Annotated in this window: 24 protein-coding genes; 18 read left to right on the forward strand and 6 right to left on the reverse strand. The window is 30.7% G+C overall.

The genetic code is table 11. The features are described 5' to 3' along the window. Positions 1–35: 35 nt before the first annotated feature. Positions 36–920: a LysR family transcriptional regulator gene (locus V2W16_RS00630; protein WP_329379857.1), complete on the reverse strand. Its 885-nt coding sequence runs from the start codon at positions 918–920 to the stop codon at positions 36–38. A 121-nt stretch (positions 921–1,041) separates the two neighbouring features. On the opposite strand from V2W16_RS00630, the gene V2W16_RS00635 reads away from it, so the two are divergent. The 4 genes from V2W16_RS00635 (at position 1,042) to V2W16_RS00650 (ending at position 2,758) form a co-directional block, all read left to right on the forward strand. Continuing rightward, entirely contained in the window at positions 1,042–1,614 is a 573-nt protein-coding gene (locus V2W16_RS00635) for a DapH/DapD/GlmU-related protein (RefSeq protein WP_329379861.1), read from the forward strand. A gap of 89 nt (positions 1,615–1,703) precedes the next feature. Next, positions 1,704–1,907: a 4Fe-4S binding protein gene (locus V2W16_RS00640; RefSeq protein WP_138269050.1), complete on the forward strand. Its 204-nt coding sequence runs from the start codon at positions 1,704–1,706 to the stop codon at positions 1,905–1,907. Then, positions 1,900–2,505 carry a 4Fe-4S binding protein gene (locus tag V2W16_RS00645; RefSeq protein ID WP_329379864.1) on the forward strand — a complete coding sequence of 202 codons (606 nt, stop codon included), beginning with the start codon at positions 1,900–1,902 and terminating at the stop codon, positions 2,503–2,505. Before V2W16_RS00640 ends, V2W16_RS00645 begins: the two co-directional genes overlap by 8 nt. Then, positions 2,477–2,758, forward strand: a complete 282-nt coding sequence (locus V2W16_RS00650; RefSeq protein WP_329379867.1) for an ArsR/SmtB family transcription factor — start codon at positions 2,477–2,479, stop codon at positions 2,756–2,758. The genes V2W16_RS00645 and V2W16_RS00650 overlap by 29 nt, the downstream gene beginning before the upstream one ends. A gap of 29 nt (positions 2,759–2,787) precedes the next feature. Here the strand turns inward: V2W16_RS00650 and V2W16_RS00655 are convergent, their stop codons facing one another. Both V2W16_RS00655 and V2W16_RS00660 read right to left on the reverse strand, forming a co-directional pair. Further along, positions 2,788–3,258, reverse strand: coding sequence for a hypothetical protein (locus tag V2W16_RS00655; RefSeq protein ID WP_329379870.1), 471 nt, complete (start codon positions 3,256–3,258; stop codon positions 2,788–2,790). 10 nt (positions 3,259–3,268) lie between these two features. Continuing rightward, entirely contained in the window at positions 3,269–3,619 is a 351-nt protein-coding gene (locus V2W16_RS00660; RefSeq protein ID WP_329379873.1) for a hypothetical protein, read from the reverse strand. A 169-nt stretch (positions 3,620–3,788) separates the two neighbouring features. Here V2W16_RS00660 and V2W16_RS00665 point away from each other — a divergent pair, with 169 nt between their 5' ends. The 7 genes from V2W16_RS00665 to V2W16_RS00695 all read left to right on the forward strand — a co-directional run bounded on the left by V2W16_RS00665 (position 3,789) and on the right by V2W16_RS00695 (position 11,092). Next, positions 3,789–4,235: a bactofilin family protein gene (locus V2W16_RS00665; RefSeq protein WP_329379876.1), complete on the forward strand. Its 447-nt coding sequence runs from the start codon at positions 3,789–3,791 to the stop codon at positions 4,233–4,235. 80 nt (positions 4,236–4,315) lie between these two features. After that, positions 4,316–4,507 (forward strand): DUF1858 domain-containing protein, encoded by a 192-nt coding sequence (locus tag V2W16_RS00670; RefSeq protein WP_138269056.1) that lies wholly within the window; start codon positions 4,316–4,318, stop codon positions 4,505–4,507. Positions 4,508–4,549: 42 nt separating this feature from the next. Continuing rightward, entirely contained in the window at positions 4,550–5,104 is a 555-nt protein-coding gene (locus V2W16_RS00675) for an ImmA/IrrE family metallo-endopeptidase (RefSeq protein WP_329379881.1), read from the forward strand. Between the two features lie 121 nt (positions 5,105–5,225). Next, positions 5,226–6,356, forward strand: coding sequence for a DNA-processing protein DprA (gene dprA, locus V2W16_RS00680; protein WP_329379884.1), 1,131 nt, complete (start codon positions 5,226–5,228; stop codon positions 6,354–6,356). A gap of 36 nt (positions 6,357–6,392) precedes the next feature. Then, a complete protein-coding gene (gene topA / locus V2W16_RS00685) occupies positions 6,393–8,459 on the forward strand; it encodes a type I DNA topoisomerase (protein WP_329379887.1) in 2,067 nt (688 codons plus the stop codon). A gap of 138 nt (positions 8,460–8,597) precedes the next feature. Continuing rightward, positions 8,598–9,803: a leucine-rich repeat domain-containing protein gene (locus V2W16_RS00690; protein ID WP_329379890.1), complete on the forward strand. Its 1,206-nt coding sequence runs from the start codon at positions 8,598–8,600 to the stop codon at positions 9,801–9,803. A 131-nt stretch (positions 9,804–9,934) separates the two neighbouring features. Then, entirely contained in the window at positions 9,935–11,092 is a 1,158-nt protein-coding gene (locus tag V2W16_RS00695) for an iron-containing alcohol dehydrogenase (RefSeq protein ID WP_329379895.1), read from the forward strand. 142 nt (positions 11,093–11,234) lie between these two features. On the opposite strand, the gene V2W16_RS00700 is transcribed toward V2W16_RS00695, so the two are convergent. From V2W16_RS00700 to V2W16_RS00710, 3 genes are read right to left on the reverse strand one after another with little or no spacing between them, the layout of a single operon-like run. After that, positions 11,235–11,609, reverse strand: a complete 375-nt coding sequence (locus tag V2W16_RS00700; protein WP_253229418.1) for a desulfoferrodoxin family protein — start codon at positions 11,607–11,609, stop codon at positions 11,235–11,237. A gap of 46 nt (positions 11,610–11,655) precedes the next feature. Further along, a complete protein-coding gene (locus tag V2W16_RS00705) occupies positions 11,656–12,867 on the reverse strand; it encodes an FprA family A-type flavoprotein (protein WP_329379901.1) in 1,212 nt (403 codons plus the stop codon). A gap of 21 nt (positions 12,868–12,888) precedes the next feature. Further along, the gene (locus V2W16_RS00710; protein ID WP_329379904.1) at positions 12,889–13,572 is read right to left on the reverse strand and encodes a Crp/Fnr family transcriptional regulator; all 684 of its coding nucleotides are present in this window, start codon (positions 13,570–13,572) and stop codon (positions 12,889–12,891) included. Positions 13,573–13,757: 185 nt separating this feature from the next. On the opposite strand from V2W16_RS00710, the gene V2W16_RS00715 reads away from it, so the two are divergent. The 7 genes from V2W16_RS00715 to V2W16_RS00745 all read left to right on the forward strand — a co-directional run bounded on the left by V2W16_RS00715 (position 13,758) and on the right by V2W16_RS00745 (position 19,534). After that, positions 13,758–14,261 (forward strand): GNAT family N-acetyltransferase, encoded by a 504-nt coding sequence (locus V2W16_RS00715; RefSeq protein WP_329379907.1) that lies wholly within the window; start codon positions 13,758–13,760, stop codon positions 14,259–14,261. 223 nt (positions 14,262–14,484) lie between these two features. Continuing rightward, positions 14,485–15,486 (forward strand): tryptophan--tRNA ligase, encoded by a 1,002-nt coding sequence (gene trpS, locus V2W16_RS00720; RefSeq protein ID WP_253229415.1) that lies wholly within the window; start codon positions 14,485–14,487, stop codon positions 15,484–15,486. A 602-nt stretch (positions 15,487–16,088) separates the two neighbouring features. Then, entirely contained in the window at positions 16,089–16,640 is a 552-nt protein-coding gene (locus tag V2W16_RS00725; RefSeq protein ID WP_329379913.1) for a DUF3793 family protein, read from the forward strand. Between the two features lie 28 nt (positions 16,641–16,668). Beyond that, complete coding sequence (locus V2W16_RS00730) at positions 16,669–17,091, forward strand: flavodoxin (protein WP_329379916.1); 423 nt, start codon at positions 16,669–16,671, stop codon at positions 17,089–17,091. Between the two features lie 213 nt (positions 17,092–17,304). Next, positions 17,305–17,679 (forward strand): metal-dependent transcriptional regulator, encoded by a 375-nt coding sequence (locus V2W16_RS00735; RefSeq protein ID WP_329379919.1) that lies wholly within the window; start codon positions 17,305–17,307, stop codon positions 17,677–17,679. A gap of 148 nt (positions 17,680–17,827) precedes the next feature. Continuing rightward, a complete protein-coding gene (locus V2W16_RS00740) occupies positions 17,828–18,520 on the forward strand; it encodes an iron-sulfur cluster assembly scaffold protein (protein WP_138269068.1) in 693 nt (230 codons plus the stop codon). A 15-nt stretch (positions 18,521–18,535) separates the two neighbouring features. Further along, positions 18,536–19,534, forward strand: a complete 999-nt coding sequence (locus tag V2W16_RS00745) for a GGGtGRT protein (RefSeq protein WP_138269069.1) — start codon at positions 18,536–18,538, stop codon at positions 19,532–19,534. Positions 19,535–19,825 lie beyond the last annotated feature (291 nt).

Here is a 19,825-nt window from a genome sequence, read left to right on the forward strand (position 1 = left end):
ATGTTTATTTTTTTTGTTTTTTTTATAAATTCATATTACCTTTTGATTTTAGCTATTTCTTTTTCAATTTCTTGTAAAAATTTTTCTTTTACTTTTGAAAAAATTTCCTGTTTTCTCCATGCAAAAACCACTCCTACTTCCATTTTGGGTTTTAGGGGAATAAAAACTAAATTGTTTTCTTTTGTGCCTTGAATTATCTTATCTAAGCAAAGAGCATATCCTATGTCTTCCATAACCATTAAAGATGCATTATATAAAAGATTATATGTTGCTTTTATGTTTAAAGATTCAAAATCACCGGAAATAAAACCGCTGAATTCATTTTTTACTATTTGCTGTGAAGATATTATAAGAGGAAGTTTTTTTAAATCTTCCTTTGTTATATAGTCTTTTTTTGCGATTTCGCTATCTTTTTTTGCTAAAATTCCCCATGTATCATGATAAGGAAGTTTTATGTAGTTATATTTTTTTATGTTTACAGGCTCAATGAAAAGGGCAAAGTCCAAAAGACCTTTATCCAGTTTTTCTCTTATGTCGTTGGAATTTCCGCTGGTTATGTGAAACTTTACGTCATGTTGTTTAGAGAAGTTTTTCATTGCTTTTGCTATCATTCTTACAGAGTATGATTCACCGCAGCCTATATATATCTCTCCCTTTAAATTTTGTCCTAAATATAACATTTCTTCTTTTGTTTTGTTTGTAAGCTCTATTATTTCTTTTGCTCGTTTTTGTAAAATTCTTCCTTCTTCTGTTAATGTTATTTTCCTTCCTCTGATAAAAAGAGTTTTCCCAAGCTCCTCTTCAAGTTCTTTGATTTGTCTTGAAAGAGGAGGTTGGGTCATATTTAAGACTTTTGCGGCAGAAGAGATACTTTCTTCTTTTGCAACGGTTAAAAAATAATTTAGTACTTTTATATCCATTTAAACGCTCCTTTATAAGTATACTTTTAAAGTATATTATCTTATATAATATATATATTTGATATTATAGCATTTAGGATTTATAATTGAAAGAGAAGTAGTTTATTAAAAAGGAGATAACATGGAATTAAAAGATTACTTAAATCATTTAAACGAAGGTAAGGTAGTTAAAGGCGGAAGCGACGTACATTTATATATGCATAAAGTAAGCGATGAGGCAAGAAGAATTACATCACAAATAAATGGAAAGTATCATACAAACGATGAAATAAGAGAATTATTCTCAAAACTTATTGGAAAAGAAGTTGATGAAACATTTGCTTTGTTTCCACCTTTTTATTCTGACTGTGGTAAAAATATAACCGTTGGTAAAAATGTATTTTTCAACTCCGGCTGCTGTCTGCAAGATCAAGGAGGAATTGAGATAGGGGACGGTTCACTTCTTGGGCATAACGTTGTAATAGCAACACTTAATCACGATTTTAATCCAAATAAAAGAAGCGATATGCATCCAAAACCTGTAAAAATTGGTAAAAACGTATGGGTTGGCGCAAATTCTACGATAGTACCGGGAGTAACCATAGGAGACGGAGCAATAGTTGCCGCAGGGGCTGTTGTAACAAAAGATGTTGAAGCAAATTCAATCGTAGGAGGAGTTCCTGCAAAGTTTATTAAATATATTAGTGAAGAATAAAGCACGGTTGTTACCGTGTTTTTTTATTTTTTTTGTTGACAATTTAAGTATTTAAGAATATACTTAAATAAAAAATTTAGGAGAAGTTAATGAAAAGTAAATTTTATGCGGTTGTTTCAAATAATTGCGTGGCCTGCGGTGCTTGTATGAAAGTATGTCCAAGAGAGGCAATAAAAGTAAAAAAAGGAGTAAGAGCTTTTGTTGATGAGTCTTTATGCGTTGGATGCGGGCTTTGTGTCAATACCTGCCCTGCGGGAGTAATCAGCAAAGTAGAAAGGGGAAAAGATGAATAAGAAAAAACATTGGTATGATTATTTATGGATATACACACCTTTATATTTGATTTTAGGTTTATTTAACATATTATTTGCATGGCTTGGAATGATTGAATTTTTAATTCCTCTTTTTATTGCATTATTTGGAGGAAAAGCTTTTTGCAATAAATATTGTGCAAGGGGACAGTTATTTGATATACTTGGTAATAAGTTAAATTTATCAAGAAAAAAAGTTCCTCCAAAACTTTTATCTTCTAATTGGTTTAGATATTCATTTTTATTATTTTTTATGAGTATGTTTGTTTTAATGATAATAAACACCATAAATGTATTTTGGGGAGTTAATGATTTAAAGGAAGTAATAAAAATTTTATGGACTTTTAAGGTTCCTTTTGGATTTTCTTATACTTCGTCTATTTTCCCAGACTTTGTAGCACAGTTTGCATTTGGAATGTATGGAATGATGCTTACATCTTTTATTTTAGGTTTTGTTACTATGTTATTTTTTAGACCTAGAAGCTGGTGTGTGTACTGTCCTATGGGAACAATGACACAGTGCGTTTGTAAAATAAAGGAAGGTGGTTTTAGTGGAATTAAAAGCGCAGAAAGTAAGTGATGTTTTAAAAATAATATCAAATAAAAATCGTCTTCTTATTCTATGCTATTTGGAAGAGGGAGAATTAAGCGTAGGTCAATTAAGCGAAAAAATAGATTCTATTTCCATGGCTGCAATTTCACAGCATTTAAACGCACTTAAACTTGCGGGGATTGTAGAAAGCGAGAAAAAGGGATTAAGTGTTTTTTATCATATAAGTGATATGAGAGTTGTTGAAGTTATGAAAACTTTAAAAGAACTTTATTGTAAATAAAAAAGAAAGTATTTATACTTTCTTTTTTTTTAAACTTCGTTGATGATTTGTACATCTTCCATTTGTTTTTTTATGTATTCGATGTTTACATCTTTTATCCATATATTTCCACTGTCAACTCCCAGTTTATTTTCATCAATATAACAGATAAGCTTTGTTGAGTCTTTGAAATATACATATAAGATTTCGCTGGTGGATTCTTTGTTTCCAAGAATTTGAATTTTATAACTGTCCAAAGATTTTATTATTTTTGTTACTTCGTTGTCGTTTCCGCTTATGGATTTTTTTTCTTCCACAACTGACATGAAAGGCTCGCCTTTATATTTAATGTATTCTATTTTTGTTATTTCTTTACCGGCTATTTGATTATCCATTACGTTAGAGAGCATACTGCTTTTTGCAATCTTTGGAGTTAAAAATAAAATTAAAATGAGTACTATTCCTATAATAATAAAAGGAATATATTTTTTTTTGAAATTTAAGTTGATTTTAGAATTCATTTTACTTTAATTATTTTAAATCCTTTCCTTTATAACCTATTACTTCCATTACAGGTATTACGAACATAAAGCCAAGTCCTTTGGTTTCAATATTGCCAAGGAGTTTCATAACTTCTATTTTTACTTCGTCCAGTTTTTCTTCGCTTTTGATGATTGAAATTATCGTAACGTTCTTAGGTTTGTTTCCGCTTAAAATTTTTCTGATAGAAGTAAATGTATAATCTTCATTATTATAATGCATGTTTACTTTTCCAAGTCCCGTTGAATTAAACAGAGTTCCTCCCACTTCGCATCTGGATAATATTTCATGCACGTCATCCACCAAATACATATCGTTTAAAATGATAAACAGAGCATACATTTTTCTACCTCCACACGTATCATATATAATTTAGTGTAACACAATTTTTTAAAAAAATCTAATAAAAAACAGAGGTTTGGTATTTTTTCTTGTATTTTAAATTTAGTTAGGGTATAATTAGTAAATGATTAGACAATTTCTAAAGATTATTTAAAGAGAGGTTGATATAATGGCAAAAAGCAAGCTTCAAGTATCTAATAAAAGGGTTAATTACGAACAAATTGATACTATTGTGGGAAGTGATATAACTTTTATCGGAGATCTTGCAGCCGGTGGAAACGTAAGATATGAAGGTAACTTAAAAGGTAATGTTAATTTATCCGGTAATATTATTGTCGGAAGAAATGCATTTATTGCAGGTAACATTAATGCCAAAAATGTTCATATAATAGGTACGGTGGAAGGAATTGTTACATGTGAACAATTAAAAATATTATCTACCGGTAAACTAACCGGAGACGTTTATGTTGATAACATCATCATTGATGAAGGTGCTATTTTTATAGGTGCATGCAAAACAAAAGTTGCAGATATGGAAGATGAAACTCAAATAAGCGAAGCAATGGCAAGCGATAAAGATGTAGACTTAGACACAAAAGAATCTGAAGAAGCTTAATTTGTGATAACCTTAATCTAAAGTTTAAATAAATTCTTTATTGAAAAATTTAAACAATTTAATTATTTGGAGGTAAGAAAATGAAAATAACAAAAGAAATGGGAATTATGGATATAGTAAACAAATATCCTCAAGCTGTTTCAGTATTTCAAGCATACGGAATGGGATGTGTAGGATGTATGGCAGCAAGATTTGAAACATTAGAAGAAGGAGCTATGGCTCACGGAATCAACGTTGACGAACTTGTTGATGATTTAAACGAAAATATTTAGTTTTAAAGCCTCTTTTATTAGAGGCTTTTTTTGAGGAGATTTATGGCGAAACATTTGTATGAAAATATATACGAAAAAGCAGATTATGTAAGAGAGAAATATTTTGTTGATACTTATCCCGTAAGTTTTGATAAATTTGATGAAATATTTGAAGATTTACACTATAAAGTGAAATTTTTTGATAATTGCGATAAGTCATGCGTTATCGGAAATATGCTTATTGTAGGCAATACTTCAATGGATGAAGAAGAATTTTTAAGGAAAAATTCTACACTAAGCGATGAGACGAAAAAGAGGAGAGAGGCTTTGGCTCATGAAGCAGGACATTTGTTCTGCCACAGCATAAATCAGCTTGAAAGTCTAGACTTATCCCTTAATAAAGAAGAAGCTCAGGCTGATGCTTTTTCTTTGTATTTTCTAATCCCCGATGATTTGTTTGAGAATTTTTATAAAGAGTCTTATAATTCTTATGGCTCTTTTAATTATTATGAAGCCAGTGATACTTTTGGGGTTACGGTTGAATTTATAAAAAAGAGAAAAAAGTATTTTGAAAAAAGTATGAGACACGAAAAAGAAAGGTTCTTTGATGATTTTTAAAACTTCCTTAATATTTGAGGAAGTTTTTTTGTGACTAAAATGTGACCAAATGTTCTAATATTATTGCAATTTATCTAAAAATATATTATCTTTAACATATACATATGAAGAGGAGAGAAAAATGAACATATCAAAATGGCTATGGCTTATTTCAACTCAAAATATCGGTGCAAAAAGGGCGATTGATTTATATGATTATTTCGGTTCAATTGATGCGGTATATGAAAATGATAATATAAGCGAATATATGAAAATAAAGGGCATAAATATGGATACTGCTACAAGAATGGTTACCGACAAGGATTTGAAGAAATACGATAGAATAATAGATAAAATGTATAATGAAAGCATAAACTATATTACCATGGACGATAAGTATTATCCTTGTGCTTTAATGGATACATATGATTATCCTCCTGTTCTTTTTTATAAAGGAAAGAATCTTTTTATGGAAGATAATCCAATGATTTCAATGGTTGGAACAAGAAGAGCAAGCAATTACGGTATGAATGTCGCAAAGCAGTTTGCAAGAGAATTTTCAAATAACGGTCTTGATGTTGTAAGCGGTATGGCAATAGGAATAGATACATATGCCCATAAAGGAGCCTTAGAGGGAATGGGTGATACCATAGCTGTTTTAGGATGCGGGGTAGATAAAGTTTATCCTAAATCAAACAGGAAGATATATGATGAAATAATAGAAGGAAGAGGTATGGTTGTTAGCGAATATTTGCCAGGAACGGAACCTTTAAGTCATCATTTCCCTGCAAGAAACAGAATAATAAGTGGGCTTTCGCAAGGAACTGTTGTTATAGAAGCATCCTTTAAAAGCGGGTCTTTGATAACTGCAAAATATGCTAACGAACAGGGAAGAGAAGTTTATGCAGTTCCGGGAAATATAACTTCCAGAGTATGCGAAGGCAGTAATGCATTATTAAAAGACGGTGCCAAACTTATTTTAAGCGCAAATGATGTTTTGGAGGATTTATATTATATTTTAAAAAGACCTGTTATGCATAAGGTTACGGAAATTATAAAAGAAGAAGATTATTATGAAGAGGATATTTTGAATAAATATAATTTAACTAAAGACGAAAAGCTTATATGTGAACTTATAAGAGACGGTGATAATACAGCTGACTTAATAAGCAGAAAGCTTTCAAAAGAAATAAACTTTATAAATTCAACCTTGACAATGTTAGAAATAAGAGGTATTGTTATTAGCACAGGCGCAAAGCTTGAGTTAAGATAGGCTTTGCAGTTTATTATTACTTGAAAGGAGCAGTAGATGTCTTATAGATTAGTAATAGTCGAATCACCTGCTAAAGCGAAGACAATACAAAAATATCTTCCAAAGGATTGTAAGGTTGTAGCATCAAAAGGACACGTTATAGACCTTCCAAAATCAAAACTTGGAATTGATATTGAAAATAATTTTGAACCTGAATACAAGACCATAAGAGGTCAGGGGGAAAGACTTAAAAAACTTAAATCTGACGCAAAAAAAGCGGATGAAGTCATTCTCGCAACTGATAACGATAGAGAAGGAGAAGCTATTTCTTGGCATATCGCCAACTATCTTGGTCTTGATTTGAATGATAAAAACAGAATGGAGTTTTTGGAAATTACTCCATCAGCAATAAACAACGCCATTAATCATAAAAGAAAAATAGATATGAACATCGTTGACGCACAACAAGCAAGAAGAGTTCTTGACAGACTTGTGGGATATAAAATAAGCCCTGTACTTTGGAGTAAAGTACTTCGTGGGCTTAGTGCGGGAAGAGTTCAGTCTGTTGCTCTTAGAATGATTGTAGACAGAGAAAATGAAATAAGAAACTTTGTAAGTGAAGAATACTGGATAATGGATAGTATTTTTAACAAAAAAGATACAAAAGAAGAATTTTTCAGTAAGCTTGCTTTAATAAACGGTAAAAAAGCCCAAATAAATAATAAAGAAGAAAGCGATAAAATAATAGAAGAATTAAATAAAAATGCTTTTATTGTAAAAGACGTTAAAAAAGGAGAGAAAAAGAAAAATTCTCCACCTCCTTTTGAAACAAGTTCTCTTCAACAAGACGCAAGCAATAAACTTGGTTTTTCAATTTCTAAAACAATGATGCTTGCTCAACAATTATATGAAGGTGTTGAAGTTGAGGGAATAGGACAAATAGGTCTTATCACTTATCTTAGAACTGATTCTACAAGACTTTCAAAAGAAGCAGTTGATGCGGGAAGTAAGTTTATAAAAGATAAATATGGAGATGAATATCTTGGATATACAGGTCCTAAAGGCAAAAGCAACAGTAAAATTCAAGATGCCCATGAAGCAATTAGACCTACTGATGTAAATTTAACTCCTGAAAAATTAAAAACATCTCTTACTGCTGATCAGTTAAAACTTTATACTTTAGTTTACAACAGATTTTTGGCATCTTTGATGAGCCCTGCTGTTTATGATACTTTAAGGGTTGATATAGAAAACGGAAATTACACATTCCGTTCAACAGGTTCAAGGGTAAAATTCAAAGGTTATCTTGAAGTTTACAGTTATGCTTCAAAGAAAGAAGATGAAAATGAAAGTATACCGCTTCTAGAAAAAGGCGAAGAGGTTTTATTAAAAGAATTAAAACCTGCTCAAAAATTCACACAGCCTCCTGCAAGATATAACGAGGCAAGTCTTGTTAAGGTTTTAAAAGAAGAGGGAATAGGAAGACCTTCTACATATTCTCAAATAATCAATACAATAAAAAACAGAGGATATGTTGAACTTGACCAAAGAAGATTTGTTCCAACAATGATAGGGGAAGCCGTTGATAAACTTTTAAGGGAGAATTTCGAGGATATAGTAGATATAGATTTTACGGCGAACATGGAAAGTAATCTTGATGATATTGAAGAAGGAAGCAAAAAATGGAAAGACGTAATATCTGATTTTTACAAAGGCCTTGAAAAAGAACTTGAACATGTTAAGGAAATTGAAAGAATAAAACTTCCGGAAGAACAAACCGATGAAGTATGCGAAAACTGTGGTAAACCTATGGTTATAAAATACGGTAGATTTGGAAAGTTTATGGCTTGCAGCGGTTATCCGGAATGTAAGACCACAAAGGCTATCGTTAAAGAAATTGATGCTTCTTGCCCAAAATGCGGCGGTCAAATTGTTGAAAGAAAAAGCAAAAAAGGAAGTGTATTTTACGGATGTAAGAACTATCCTAACTGTGATTTTGCTTCTTCACAAAAACCAACGAGAAAACTTTGTCCTAAATGCGGAGAAATTTTATACGAAAGCAAAGGTAAAAAGAAAAGTTTATTTTGCAAAAACAAAGAATGTAAATATAAAGAAGAATTATAAAAAGAGAGGAGACTCTCTTTTTTTTATGTAAAATTTCTATTATAATTAATTTATTTGTTTACACATGAGTAATAAAGGTATATAATATGTTACGTATACAGTAATCATAATAAAAAATACATAAAGGGGATACAATCAATGAAAAAAGCATTATTTAAAACAGGATTTATGTTTATTCTATTTTTTGGATTATTAATATTTCCATTAAGCTCAAATCAAGTAAATGCAAAAGAAGTTGCAAATGGAACAGGATGGAGTCTTGATGATAGCGGAGTTATTACCATAACAGAAGATATTGCTGATAATACTACTTATGAATGGCAAACTCATGCATCAGAAATAAAGGAAGTTGTAATCGCAGATGGAGTAACAAAAGTGCCTTCTAGTGCTTTTTATTCAAATAATGGCGTAAATTACAGTAATTTAACTAAAGTTACATTATCTTCAAGTGTTGAAGAAGTAGGCTTATATGCATTTGCCGATAATCCTTCACTTGTAGATGTTAATCTTAATGATGAGTTAAAATTAATAGGTAACCTTGCTTTTAAAGGAGCCGGATTTACGCAAATTACATTGCCAAGCAATGTAGAACTAAGCTCAGATGCTTTTCAAGGATGTAATGTAACTTCTCTTACAATTCCTGCAGGAACAATTTGGGGTGGCGGAAATGCGCAGTTCTCTCATTGTCATTCTTTAACGGAAGTTGTTTTTGAAGATGGAATTACTGATGTAGGTCAATCAGTTTTTATGGATTGTCCAAACTTAAAATATGTATGGATTCCAAAATCAGTTGAAAAAATAGATTCAGGTGTACTTGCAGTAAAAAATCTATGTATCATAGGTTACAAAGGAAGTGGTGCTGAAGAATACGCTAATTCAGGTACAGCTGAAGTAAATAATATGACATTCCATGCAATTGATGGAGATAGCCATGATTATGCAAATTGGAAAGTAGTAAAAGAAGCTACTTGTGAAGAAGAAGGTTTGAAAGAAGGAGCTTGTTCAATTTGCGGTGCAAAAGGAACAGAAGTAATTCCTGCAAAAGGACATTCTTTTGACAAAGGCGTTATTACAAAAGAACCAACAACAAAAGAAGATGGCATAAAAACTTATACATGCAGTGTATGTAAAAAAACAAAAACAGAAATTATTCCTAAGTTGACAGATGGAGCTGTAAGCGAAGGCTCATCAAATACAGACAAGACTGAAACAAACAATACACAAACTGTTCAAACACCAAAAACAGCAGATACTTCAAATGTAAACATGTGGATTTTAGCAATGAGCTTATCTATTGTTGCTCTTTTAAGTACTGTAATAAAGGTAAAACATAAAAATAGTTAATATGTAAGATGCTATGATTTCATAGCATCTTTTTTTATTAAAAATAAATATTTTAGTTTTATTAAAAATAAAATGGATTTTATAGTATAATATTAAATAATAAAAAACGAAAAGAATCAGAGGAGAAAAATATGAATAATTTTTATTTTCATTTACCTACAAAGGTTTATTTTGGTAAAGGACAGATAAAAAATTTACCTGAAATTTTATCCGGCTTAGGTAAAAAAGCACTTTTGGTTTACGGGGGAGGAAGTATTAAAAGAAGCGGGCTTTATGATGAAGTTTTATCTTTATGTAAACAAAGCGGTACTGAATTATTCGAACTTTCAGGAATTGATCCAAATCCAAGAGTTGAGTCTGTAAGAGAAGGTGCAAAAATTTGTAAAGAAAATGATATTGATGTTGTCTTGGCGGCAGGTGGCGGAAGTACCATAGACTGTGCAAAAATGATTGCTGCCGCAGCAAAAAGCGAAGAAGATGCTTGGGAACTTGTAATACATCAAGATAAAATAAAAGATGCTCTTCCTATCGTTGATATTTTAACTCTTTCTGCAACAGGTTCTGAGATGGACCCATTTGCAGTTATAAGCAATATGAAAGAGAATATGAAAATAGGGGTTACCAGTGAGCTTTTTAAACCTAAAGCATCAATTATGGATCCAAGTTATACATGTTCTGTTCCTAAAAATCAAACAGCTGCCGGAACTGCCGATATAATGTCTCATATTTTTGAAAATTATTTTTCAAACGTAAAAGAAGGCTTTATGCAATCAAGAATGGCAGAAGCATTATTAAAGACTTGTATAAAATACGGTCCTATTGCTTATAATGATCCTGAAAATTATGAAGCAAGAGCAAATCTTATGTGGGCTTCTTCATGGGCAATAAACGGACTTCTTAGCTCAGGAAACGATGTTGAATGGTGTGTTCATCCTATGGAACATGAACTTAGCGCATTTTATGACATAACACATGGTGTAGGACTTGCAATTCTTACTCCAAGATGGATGGAATATGTTTTAAATGAAAATACTCTTGATAAATTTGTTGAATACGGAATAAACGTTTGGGGAATTGCGCCTCATAAGGAAAAAGAAGAAATTGCTAAAGAAGCAATAAAAAATACATATGATTTCTTTAAAGGACTTGATATTCCAATGACTTTAAAAGAAGTTGGAATTGATGAAACTCACTTGGAAGAAATGGCAGAAAAAGTAGGGGAAATAAAAGGAGCTTATAAACCTTTAAATAAGGAAGATATGTTAAATATTTATAAGATGTGTCTATAAAAAAAGAGGAGAAATCCTCTTTTTTATTTTATATAATATTATGTTAAAAATGAATGTAAATTGTTATATCCTTATATAATATTTTTTACTTAAGTTTTTTATTTAATAAAAAAAGGAGCCTTAGCTCCTTTTTAATGTTTTACTATTTTTTCCATAATCCGTGAAGATTACAATGTTCGTAAGCTGCTACGAATTCATCACCGTCAGCAAGGATAAATTCAGCTTTTGGTGCATCACCTGGTTTTAAGTTTTTAACTTGGTGACCAAGTTTTGTTTCAATCCAAATGAATTCGATGAAGTGTTCTTCAAGCATTGGATGTTCAACTTCACCTACTTGTACGCTTACTTTGTTGCCGTCAACTGTTACAGCTGGTACGTGTTTTTCAAAAGCACCGTCTGTTTGACCCGGTTTTAATTCTTCCATTTTTTCTCCGCAGCACATTACAGGTACTCCTTTGTTTACTGCAAATACTACGATGTTTCCACAATGTTTACATTTAAAAAATTTAGCTTCCATTTTTATTCCCATCCTTTTCTTAATTTTTTATTTTTAATAAATGTAGCTATTTATTAATTTCATTTACTATGTTTTCAGCTAATACGTCAAGTTGTTGTACATTTTCATCACTTAATGCAGATTTTATTGTAATATCTCCATCAATGTAGTTGATATTTTTTAATTTTTCAACGATTGCTTTCATTTTCTTTGTTGCCATTGGACCCCATGTTCCGTTTTCAATGAATGCAACGTTTCTGTTTTGAAGATTATGAGCTGCTATTTCATGAAGAAGTGTTTCCATTTTAGGGAAGATTTCGTTGTTGTAAGTTACTGATGCAAATACAATTGTTTTATATTTGAAAGCATCAGATAAGATATATGAAGGATCAGTTTTTGATGCATCGTATACTTTTACATTTTTAACGCCTTTATCAGCGATTTTGTCTGCAAGAGCATTTGCAGCCTTAGCTGTATTTCCGTAAACTGATGCATAAACAACCATTACAGAATTTTCTTCTGCTTCATATGTGCTCCAGTGATTGTATTTGTCTAAAATCATTCCGATATCGTCTTTATCTCTCCAAAGATGTCCGTGAAGAGGGCAAATTAGTTCAATATCAAGTGTTGCAGCTTTTTTAAGTAGAGCTTGAACTTGTGGACCGTATTTACCAACGATGTTTGTGAAATATCTTCTGTTTTCATCAATCCAGCCGTTTTCATAATTTACTTCGTCTGTGTATAAGTTTCCGTCAATTGCTCCAAATGTACCGAAAGCATCTGCTGAGAATAAAATTTTATCTGTTACATCGTATGTTACCATAGCTTCTGGCCAGTGAACCATTGGTGCCATAACGAAAGCAAGAGTATGTTTACCTGTGTTTAAAGTGTCGTTTTCTTTTACGATTAAAGCTTTAGAATCAATATCAAAATCAAAAAATTGTTTAATCATGTTAACTGTTTTTTGGTTGCATACAACTTTTGCTTCAGGGTAGCGGTATACTACTTCGCTAAGCATAGCACAGTGGTCAGGTTCCATATGATTTACAACGATATAATCAAGATTTTTTCCGTCTAAAACTGCTGTTAAATTTTCAATGAAATCTTCTCCTGCTGTTTTGTCAACAGTATCGAATAATACGTTTTTTTCATCAAGTAAAACGTATGAGTTGTAAGAAACTCCGTTTTCAACAGGATAAATGTTTTCGAATAATTCAATTCTTCTGTCGTTTACTCCAATAAAATATAAATCTTCTTTTACTTTTCTGACATTTTTCATAATTTACAAATTTCCTTTCCCTTAACTGTTTAAACATAGTTGTTCTAGTTTTTCCAAATTCAAAATTTCTATATGCTTTTTGCTTACTTTTATTAAATTTTCTTTTTGCATTTTCATTAAGCTTCTGGATAAAGACGGCCTTTTTACTCCGAAGAAATCAGCCATATCCTCTCTTGTCATGTATATTCTTACTTTGTTGTTTCTATCTTTGTTTTCGAGTAAATACAAAGATATTTTTTCTTCCAAAGTCGTTGCTGAGAGAATATGTATTTTTTTCATAAGAGCAAGAGATTTATCTGCCTGAAGATGCATGATGTTTCTTATTAACATTTTATGAAACTTACAGGCTCTTTCGCATACGTTAAAGAAGAAATTCCAAGGAATTATGAGTACTGTTGATTTTTTTGTTGATATTGCATCATAATAATTGTAATCATTAGATTCACCTTGAAACAAATCTCCAAATATTTCTCCGTCATTTATTTCATAAAATATGTTTCTGTTTCCCGACGGATAATCTTTTACTATCATTACTTCGCCTTTTAAGAGAACATATAAGTAATTAGGTTTGTCTTCTTCTTTAAATATGAGTTCATCTTCTGCATACTCTTTAATTTTTGATTTTGAACATATCATCATATCTTCTATTGATTTTATGTCAATATCATAAAATAATTCGGATTTTGCTATTAAACCATAATCCATCTTTTTCTCCCAAATACCATAAAGCATGTTTAATGAATTTTCTATATAATAACAAATTATAGAAATAAATTCCGTAACATTTGTTACGCTTTTATAGATTTTACATTAAAAATTTATTAAAATCAATCAAAATTTTACAAAACTAAAAAAATTTAATAAAATTATAATATAAAGAGGTGTTTATTTTGAATATTAGAATAGAAGAAGGATATTTGTATAAAGAGGAAATAAAGGAACTTTTTAGGGAATATACAAATATGCTTGTGGAAAATGATGAAGAATTTAAAAATTATCTTGAAATTCAAAACTACGATGAAGAGTTACATGATTTAGAGTTAAAATATTCTAAACCATGGGGAAGGCTTTATATTGTTTTTTGTGATGATAAACCTGGCGGGTGCATTGCGCTAAAAAAAATAGATAAGTTAAACTGTGAGATGAAAAGACTTTATGTAAGAAAAGAATACAGAGGTAAGAAAATAAGCGAAAAACTTATAAATAAAATTATCGATGACGCAGTAAATATAGGGTATAAGCATATGTTTTTGGATACTCTGCCTTTTTTAAAAAGTGCTATTCATTTATATAAAAAATTTGGTTTTTATGAGATTGAAAGTTACAATAATTCTCCTATGGATACTTCAATATATATGAAGTTGGATTTAGATAAAAATCAGTTTGCCGAATAAAATTTTTTAATTGTAATTTATAAATTTTATTTATAATGGTAAGTTATCAGTAAATAGTAATTCATTGTTTAGTGATTTTGATATTAATTTAATTAAAAAAAATAAAATAATACTTTCATCGTAAACATCAATACACATTAAAACAAATCAATATTGCATATTCATAAAAATATTGTTATTATTATAGAAAACATTTTGAACAAATAAAAATTGAGGTATAGATATGTCTGAAGATAAAAAAACTATTTTAAGCGGTATACAATCAAGCGGAGAATTTACAATAGGAAATTATTTCGGAGCAATAAAAAACTGGGTTGAACGTCAGGATGATTATAACTGTATGTATTTTATAGCAGATATGCATGCAATAACAGTAAATCAAGTTCCTGCGACTTTAAGAAAGAGATCTTTTGAATGTGCGGCAATGCTTCTTGCAAGCGGTATTGACCCTGAAAAATCTCTTTTATTCATTCAGTCTCATGTTCATCAACATGCAGAACTTGGCTGGATACTTAACTGTTTTACTCATATGGGCGAACTTTCAAGAATGACACAATATAAAGATAAATCAAAAAATCAAGGTGAAAACATAAAAGTAGGACTTTTTGATTATCCTGTTTTAATGGCTGCTGATATACTTTTATATCAAGCGGATCTTGTTCCTGTGGGAGATGATCAAAAACAACATCTTGAACTTACCAGAACAATAGCAAACAGATTTAACAATACATTTTCACCTACTTTCAAAGTTCCCGAAGGTTATTATGGTGAAAGCGGGGCAAGAATAATGTCTCTTCAAGATCCAAGTAAGAAAATGTCTAAATCAGACGAAAACAAAAACGGATTTATTTCAATGATAGACAAAAAAGATGTAATTATGGCAAAATGCAAAAGAGCCGTTACAGATTCTGATATGAATATTATTTACGACAAAGAAAACAAACCTGGAGTTTCAAATCTTCTTGAAATATATTCTTGTGCTACAAACAAAACAATAGAAGAAGCCGTAAAAGATTTTGAAGGAAAGAATTACGCATACTTTAAAACAGCTGTAGGGGAAAGTATCGCAGACAGACTTACTCCTATTCAAGATGAATTTGAAAGACTTTGTAAAGATAAAGCATATGTTAACGAAGTTTTACAAAAAAGCAGTGAACAAGCAAGCTACATTGCAAACAAAACACTTAGAAAAGTTAAAAAGAAAGTTGGATTTTACAGTTTATAAAAAGAGGAGAGATCTCCTCTTTTTTTATTGTATATAAATTATGTATGAGGTTAATTTAGTCTTTTTATGATAAATAAATGATATAAAGGATAAGGTAAATAATAGATTACAGTTTATAATTACTTTGACTATATTTATAAGATATGTTTACAATGTATGTTTGTGAATTTAAAAGAAGATATTTATTTGATATCATGATTTTTTATAAATAAAAAGGTAAATAAAAAATATGTTTTATCATTAAAAACAATAAAGTACATATAGAAATGTATTTATAGAATAAACTTTTTATTAATAAATTTTATATTATAAAAAAAATTAAAAAAACAGTTGACAAAGGTTAAAAATAATGATATCTTATATACAAGTTAGCAATGACTAACAATAAAAATAAAGGTGAAAGAATTATACCCATATTTTTTTAACCGTATGTTAGCAAAGACTAACAATATTTATCTCTTTTATATATGAATCGGATATGTTTCGATTTATAAAAATTTCTTTTCATTACATTATAGAATTCAAGGTGTCGTGACATATATGTTTTAGCCTTCCAATTATTCCCTTCACGACACCATGACTTTCTATAAATGGAGGTTATTATGATTGAAAAATATTTAATTGAACATTGTTCTCCAACACTTGCAAATCTTAAAACGGCAAATTTGTTTTCATTTAAAGTTGGTGACATTAAAACTTTAAAAGAAAGTATAAGGGCATGGAATTATGAGCTTAACGAAAAAGGTATATATTTATCTTTGCTAAATGTGAAAAATAACTTAGCCCTTGTTTATGTATACAGAAGAAAAAAACTTGAAGAAGATTTAAAAAAGGACGGAGTAGGTGAGATATTAAATATTTACGGATATAAAAACACTAATATTGATTATGCAATAAACACATTAAAAGAAAGACTTAAGTTTAGCGATAATTTTCCTCATGAAATAGGTTTGTTTCTTGGTTATCCCCTTGAAGATGTTAAGGGATTTATAGAAAATCTCGGTAAGAATTCAAAATGCTCGGGGTGCTGGAAAGTTTATTCAAACGAGTGTGAAAAAATAAAAATGTTTAACAAGTTCAATAAATGCAAAAAAGTATACTCAATGCTTTTTAACGGCGGCAGGTCAATTTCTAAACTTGCTGTTGGCATTTAAAATAAATATAAGTGAGGTATAAAATATAATGAGTAAAGTAGCAGTTGTATACTGGAGCGGAACAGGTAATACAGAAATGATGGCTCAAATGGTTGAAGCAGGTATTGTTGAAGCAGGCGGTAGTGCAAGTGTGATGACAAGCGCAGAATTTACTTGTGATATGGTAGATGAATTTGATGCTATTGCATTTGGATGTCCTTCAATGGGAAGTGAACAACTTGAAGAAAGCGAATTTGAACCAATGTTTAGAGAAGTAGAAGATAAATTAAGCGGAAAGAAAATTGCTTTATTTGGTTCTTACGGTTGGGGAGATGGCGAATGGATGAGAAACTGGGAAGATGAGTGTTCATCTGACGGTGCCACTATGGCACATGAAAGTGTAATATGCTGTGGAGCTCCTGATGATTCAGCTAATGAAGATTTAAAAGCTCTTGGAAAAGCTCTTGTTTAATTTAACCCCCTAAAATATATAATTACTTAGATGCAGAAACCTTTCTGCATCTTATTTTTGATAACAATATAAAAGTCATTAAATTTAATGTTTTAATATCTTATAAATAAAATATTGTTTTTTTTTATGTGATAATATAAAATATATAGAAAACGTAAATAAAATATATAAATATATAGAAAATCATAAAAACAAAAATATTGGGAGATTTGTATGAGAACACATGAATCCAGAGAAGATTATTTGGAAACTATACTTATTTTAAAGAAAAGACTTGGAAACGTAAGAAGCATAGATATTGCAAACGAGCTTAACTATTCAAGACCAAGTGTTTCAAGAGCGATAAAATTGATGAAAGAAAATGAGTATATAACCGTTGAAGAAAACGGGCTAATAAAGCTTACTGATCTTGGAGAAAAAGTAGCAAAATCTATTTATGAAAGACATACAATAATCGGTAATATGCTTATGAAACTTGGAGTAAGTGAAGAAACAGCATTTGAAGATGCTTGTAGAATAGAGCATGTTATAAGCAAAGAAAGCTTTGAAAAAATAAAAGAACATGCCGGTGATTTCATAAAAGAATAAATGTATATATAAATAAGAAGCAAAGGGTTTTTCTTTGTTTTTTATTTTTTTTGGCAAAAGATTATTTGCAAGTAGTTAAATATTATGTTAAAATAAATTGACTTTAACAGACAAATAGATATTTGTGAAGTTTTTTTAGGAGGTTAATATGATTTATACACAAGAAGTAGAAAACATGTGCGTAGTTAAAAAAGGCGCAAATCATGGCCCTGCACCTATTCCTGAAGAAGGTAAATGGGTTAAATCAAAAGAAATCAAAGATATAAGCGGTCTTACACACGGTGTAGGTTGGTGTGCACCTCAACAAGGAGCTTGTAAACTAACATTAAACATCAAAGACGGTATCATAGAAGAAGCTTTGGTTGAAACACTTGGATGTTCAGGTATGACTCACTCAGCTGCTATGGCAAGTGAAATTTTAATTGGTAAAACTTTACTTGAAGCATTAAACACAGACTTAGTTTGTGATGCTATCAACACAGCTATGAGAGAATTATTCCTACAAATCGTTTACGGAAGAAGCCAATCTGCTTTCTCTGAAGGTGGTCTTGCTATCGGCGCTGGTCTTGAAGATTTAGGTAAAGGACATAGAAGTCAAACAGGTACTTGCTATGCTACAAGCAAAAAAGGACCTAGATACTTAGAATTATCTGAAGGTTACATAACAGAAATCGGTTTAGATAAAAATGATGAAATCATCGGTTACAAATATGTAAATCTTGGCGTTATGATGCAAAACATTAAAAAAGGTGTCGATCCTATGGAAGCTATCGAAAAAGCTAGCGGTAAATACGGTAGATTTGACGATGCAGTAAAAACAATCGACCCAAGAAACGAGTAGGAGGGAGGAAATAAAATGGCATTATTTGAAAGTTACGAAAGAAGAATTAAACAAATCGAAGAAGTTTTAAATAAAGACGGTATCAAATCATTAGAAGAAGCTAAACAAATCTGTGATGATAAAGGTATCGATGTTGCAGGTATCGTAAAAGGAATCCAACCTATTTGTTTTGAAAACGCATGTTGGGCTTACACAGTAGGTGCGGCACTTGCTATTAAAAGAGGAGCTACTACTGCTGTAGAAGCTGCAAAAATTATTGGTGAAGGTTTACAAGCATTCTGTATTCCTGGTTCTGTTGCTGATGACAGAAAAGTAGGTCTTGGTCATGGTAACCTTGCAAGTATGTTACTTTCTGAAGAAACAGAATGTTTCGCTTTCCTTGCAGGTCATGAATCTTTCGCTGCTGCTGAAGGTGCTATCGGTATCGCTAACTCAGCAAACAAAGTTAGAAGCAAAGACTTAAGAGTTATCTTAAACGGTCTTGGTAAAGACGCTGCTCAAATCATTTCAAGAATTAACGGATTTACATATGTTCAAACTCAATTTGATTACTTCACAGGAGAATTAACAATCGTTAACGAAACAGCTTACTCTGATGGCCCAAGAGCTAAAGTAAGATGTTACGGTGCTGACGATGTTAGAGAAGGTGTTGCAATCATGCACAAAGAAGGTGTTGATGTATCTATCACAGGTAACTCAACAAACCCAACAAGATTCCAACATCCAGTTGCAGGTACATACAAAAAAGAATGTATCCAAGAAGGTAAAAAATACTTCTCAGTAGCCAGCGGTGGTGGTACAGGTAGAACACTTCATCCTGATAACATGGCTGCAGGTCCTGCTTCTTATGGTATGACAGATACAATGGGAAGAATGCACTCTGACGCTCAATTCGCCGGTTCTTCATCAGTTCCTGCTCACGTAGAAATGATGGGACTTATCGGTATGGGTAACAACCCTATGGTTGGTGCAACTGTTTCTGTTTCTGTTGCAATCGAAGAAGCTAGTAAATAGTTTTGTTAAAGTAAATTAAAAGATACCTTGTATAAGGTATCTTTTTTTATTTATAAGAGTTTAGATAAAATAAAAATTTGAAAAATAGTGATTTATTTTATGAAAAAATTATATAAAATTTATAAAATCTATTTGTGAAACATAAATAAAATATTATAATTAAATAAATAAAAGTATCTAAATCAAAGGAAATATATGAATTTTTTTAATGAATGTATTTTATGTAAAAAAATCAAAAATTGTAAAAAAAACTTCAAAAAAATTAAAATATGCTTTGATTTAGGCGGTTTG

Origin of the sequence: Anaerofustis butyriciformans (assembly GCF_036289385.1) — a bacterium.
GTDB lineage: Bacteria > Bacillota > Clostridia > Eubacteriales > Anaerofustaceae > Anaerofustis > Anaerofustis butyriciformans.

Bases quoted from the DNA above. Each gene is read 5' to 3' on its own strand.
- trpS (WP_253229415.1), top strand. From the start codon at position 14,485: ATGTCTGAAGATAAAAAAACTATTTTAAGCGGTATACAATCAAGCGGA.
- V2W16_RS00725 (WP_329379913.1), top strand. From the start codon at position 16,089: ATGATTGAAAAATATTTAATTGAACATTGTTCTCCAACACTTGCAAAT.
- V2W16_RS00655 (WP_329379870.1), bottom strand. From the start codon at position 3,258: ATGAATTCTAAAATCAACTTAAATTTCAAAAAAAAATATATTCCTTTT.
- V2W16_RS00730 (WP_329379916.1), top strand. From the start codon at position 16,669: ATGAGTAAAGTAGCAGTTGTATACTGGAGCGGAACAGGTAATACAGAA.
- V2W16_RS00660 (WP_329379873.1), bottom strand. From the start codon at position 3,619: ATGTATGCTCTGTTTATCATTTTAAACGATATGTATTTGGTGGATGAC.
- V2W16_RS00735 (WP_329379919.1), top strand. From the start codon at position 17,305: ATGAGAACACATGAATCCAGAGAAGATTATTTGGAAACTATACTTATT.
- V2W16_RS00635 (WP_329379861.1), top strand. From the start codon at position 1,042: ATGGAATTAAAAGATTACTTAAATCATTTAAACGAAGGTAAGGTAGTT.
- V2W16_RS00630 (WP_329379857.1), bottom strand. From the start codon at position 920: ATGGATATAAAAGTACTAAATTATTTTTTAACCGTTGCAAAAGAAGAA.
- V2W16_RS00675 (WP_329379881.1), top strand. From the start codon at position 4,550: ATGGCGAAACATTTGTATGAAAATATATACGAAAAAGCAGATTATGTA.
- dprA (WP_329379884.1), top strand. From the start codon at position 5,226: ATGAACATATCAAAATGGCTATGGCTTATTTCAACTCAAAATATCGGT.
- V2W16_RS00700 (WP_253229418.1), bottom strand. From the start codon at position 11,609: ATGGAAGCTAAATTTTTTAAATGTAAACATTGTGGAAACATCGTAGTA.
- V2W16_RS00710 (WP_329379904.1), bottom strand. From the start codon at position 13,572: ATGGATTATGGTTTAATAGCAAAATCCGAATTATTTTATGATATTGAC.
- V2W16_RS00670 (WP_138269056.1), top strand. From the start codon at position 4,316: ATGAAAATAACAAAAGAAATGGGAATTATGGATATAGTAAACAAATAT.
- V2W16_RS00740 (WP_138269068.1), top strand. From the start codon at position 17,828: ATGATTTATACACAAGAAGTAGAAAACATGTGCGTAGTTAAAAAAGGC.
- V2W16_RS00640 (WP_138269050.1), top strand. From the start codon at position 1,704: ATGAAAAGTAAATTTTATGCGGTTGTTTCAAATAATTGCGTGGCCTGC.
- topA (WP_329379887.1), top strand. From the start codon at position 6,393: ATGTCTTATAGATTAGTAATAGTCGAATCACCTGCTAAAGCGAAGACA.
- V2W16_RS00745 (WP_138269069.1), top strand. From the start codon at position 18,536: ATGGCATTATTTGAAAGTTACGAAAGAAGAATTAAACAAATCGAAGAA.
- V2W16_RS00645 (WP_329379864.1), top strand. From the start codon at position 1,900: ATGAATAAGAAAAAACATTGGTATGATTATTTATGGATATACACACCT.
- V2W16_RS00690 (WP_329379890.1), top strand. From the start codon at position 8,598: ATGAAAAAAGCATTATTTAAAACAGGATTTATGTTTATTCTATTTTTT.
- V2W16_RS00665 (WP_329379876.1), top strand. From the start codon at position 3,789: ATGGCAAAAAGCAAGCTTCAAGTATCTAATAAAAGGGTTAATTACGAA.
- V2W16_RS00705 (WP_329379901.1), bottom strand. From the start codon at position 12,867: ATGAAAAATGTCAGAAAAGTAAAAGAAGATTTATATTTTATTGGAGTA.
- V2W16_RS00695 (WP_329379895.1), top strand. From the start codon at position 9,935: ATGAATAATTTTTATTTTCATTTACCTACAAAGGTTTATTTTGGTAAA.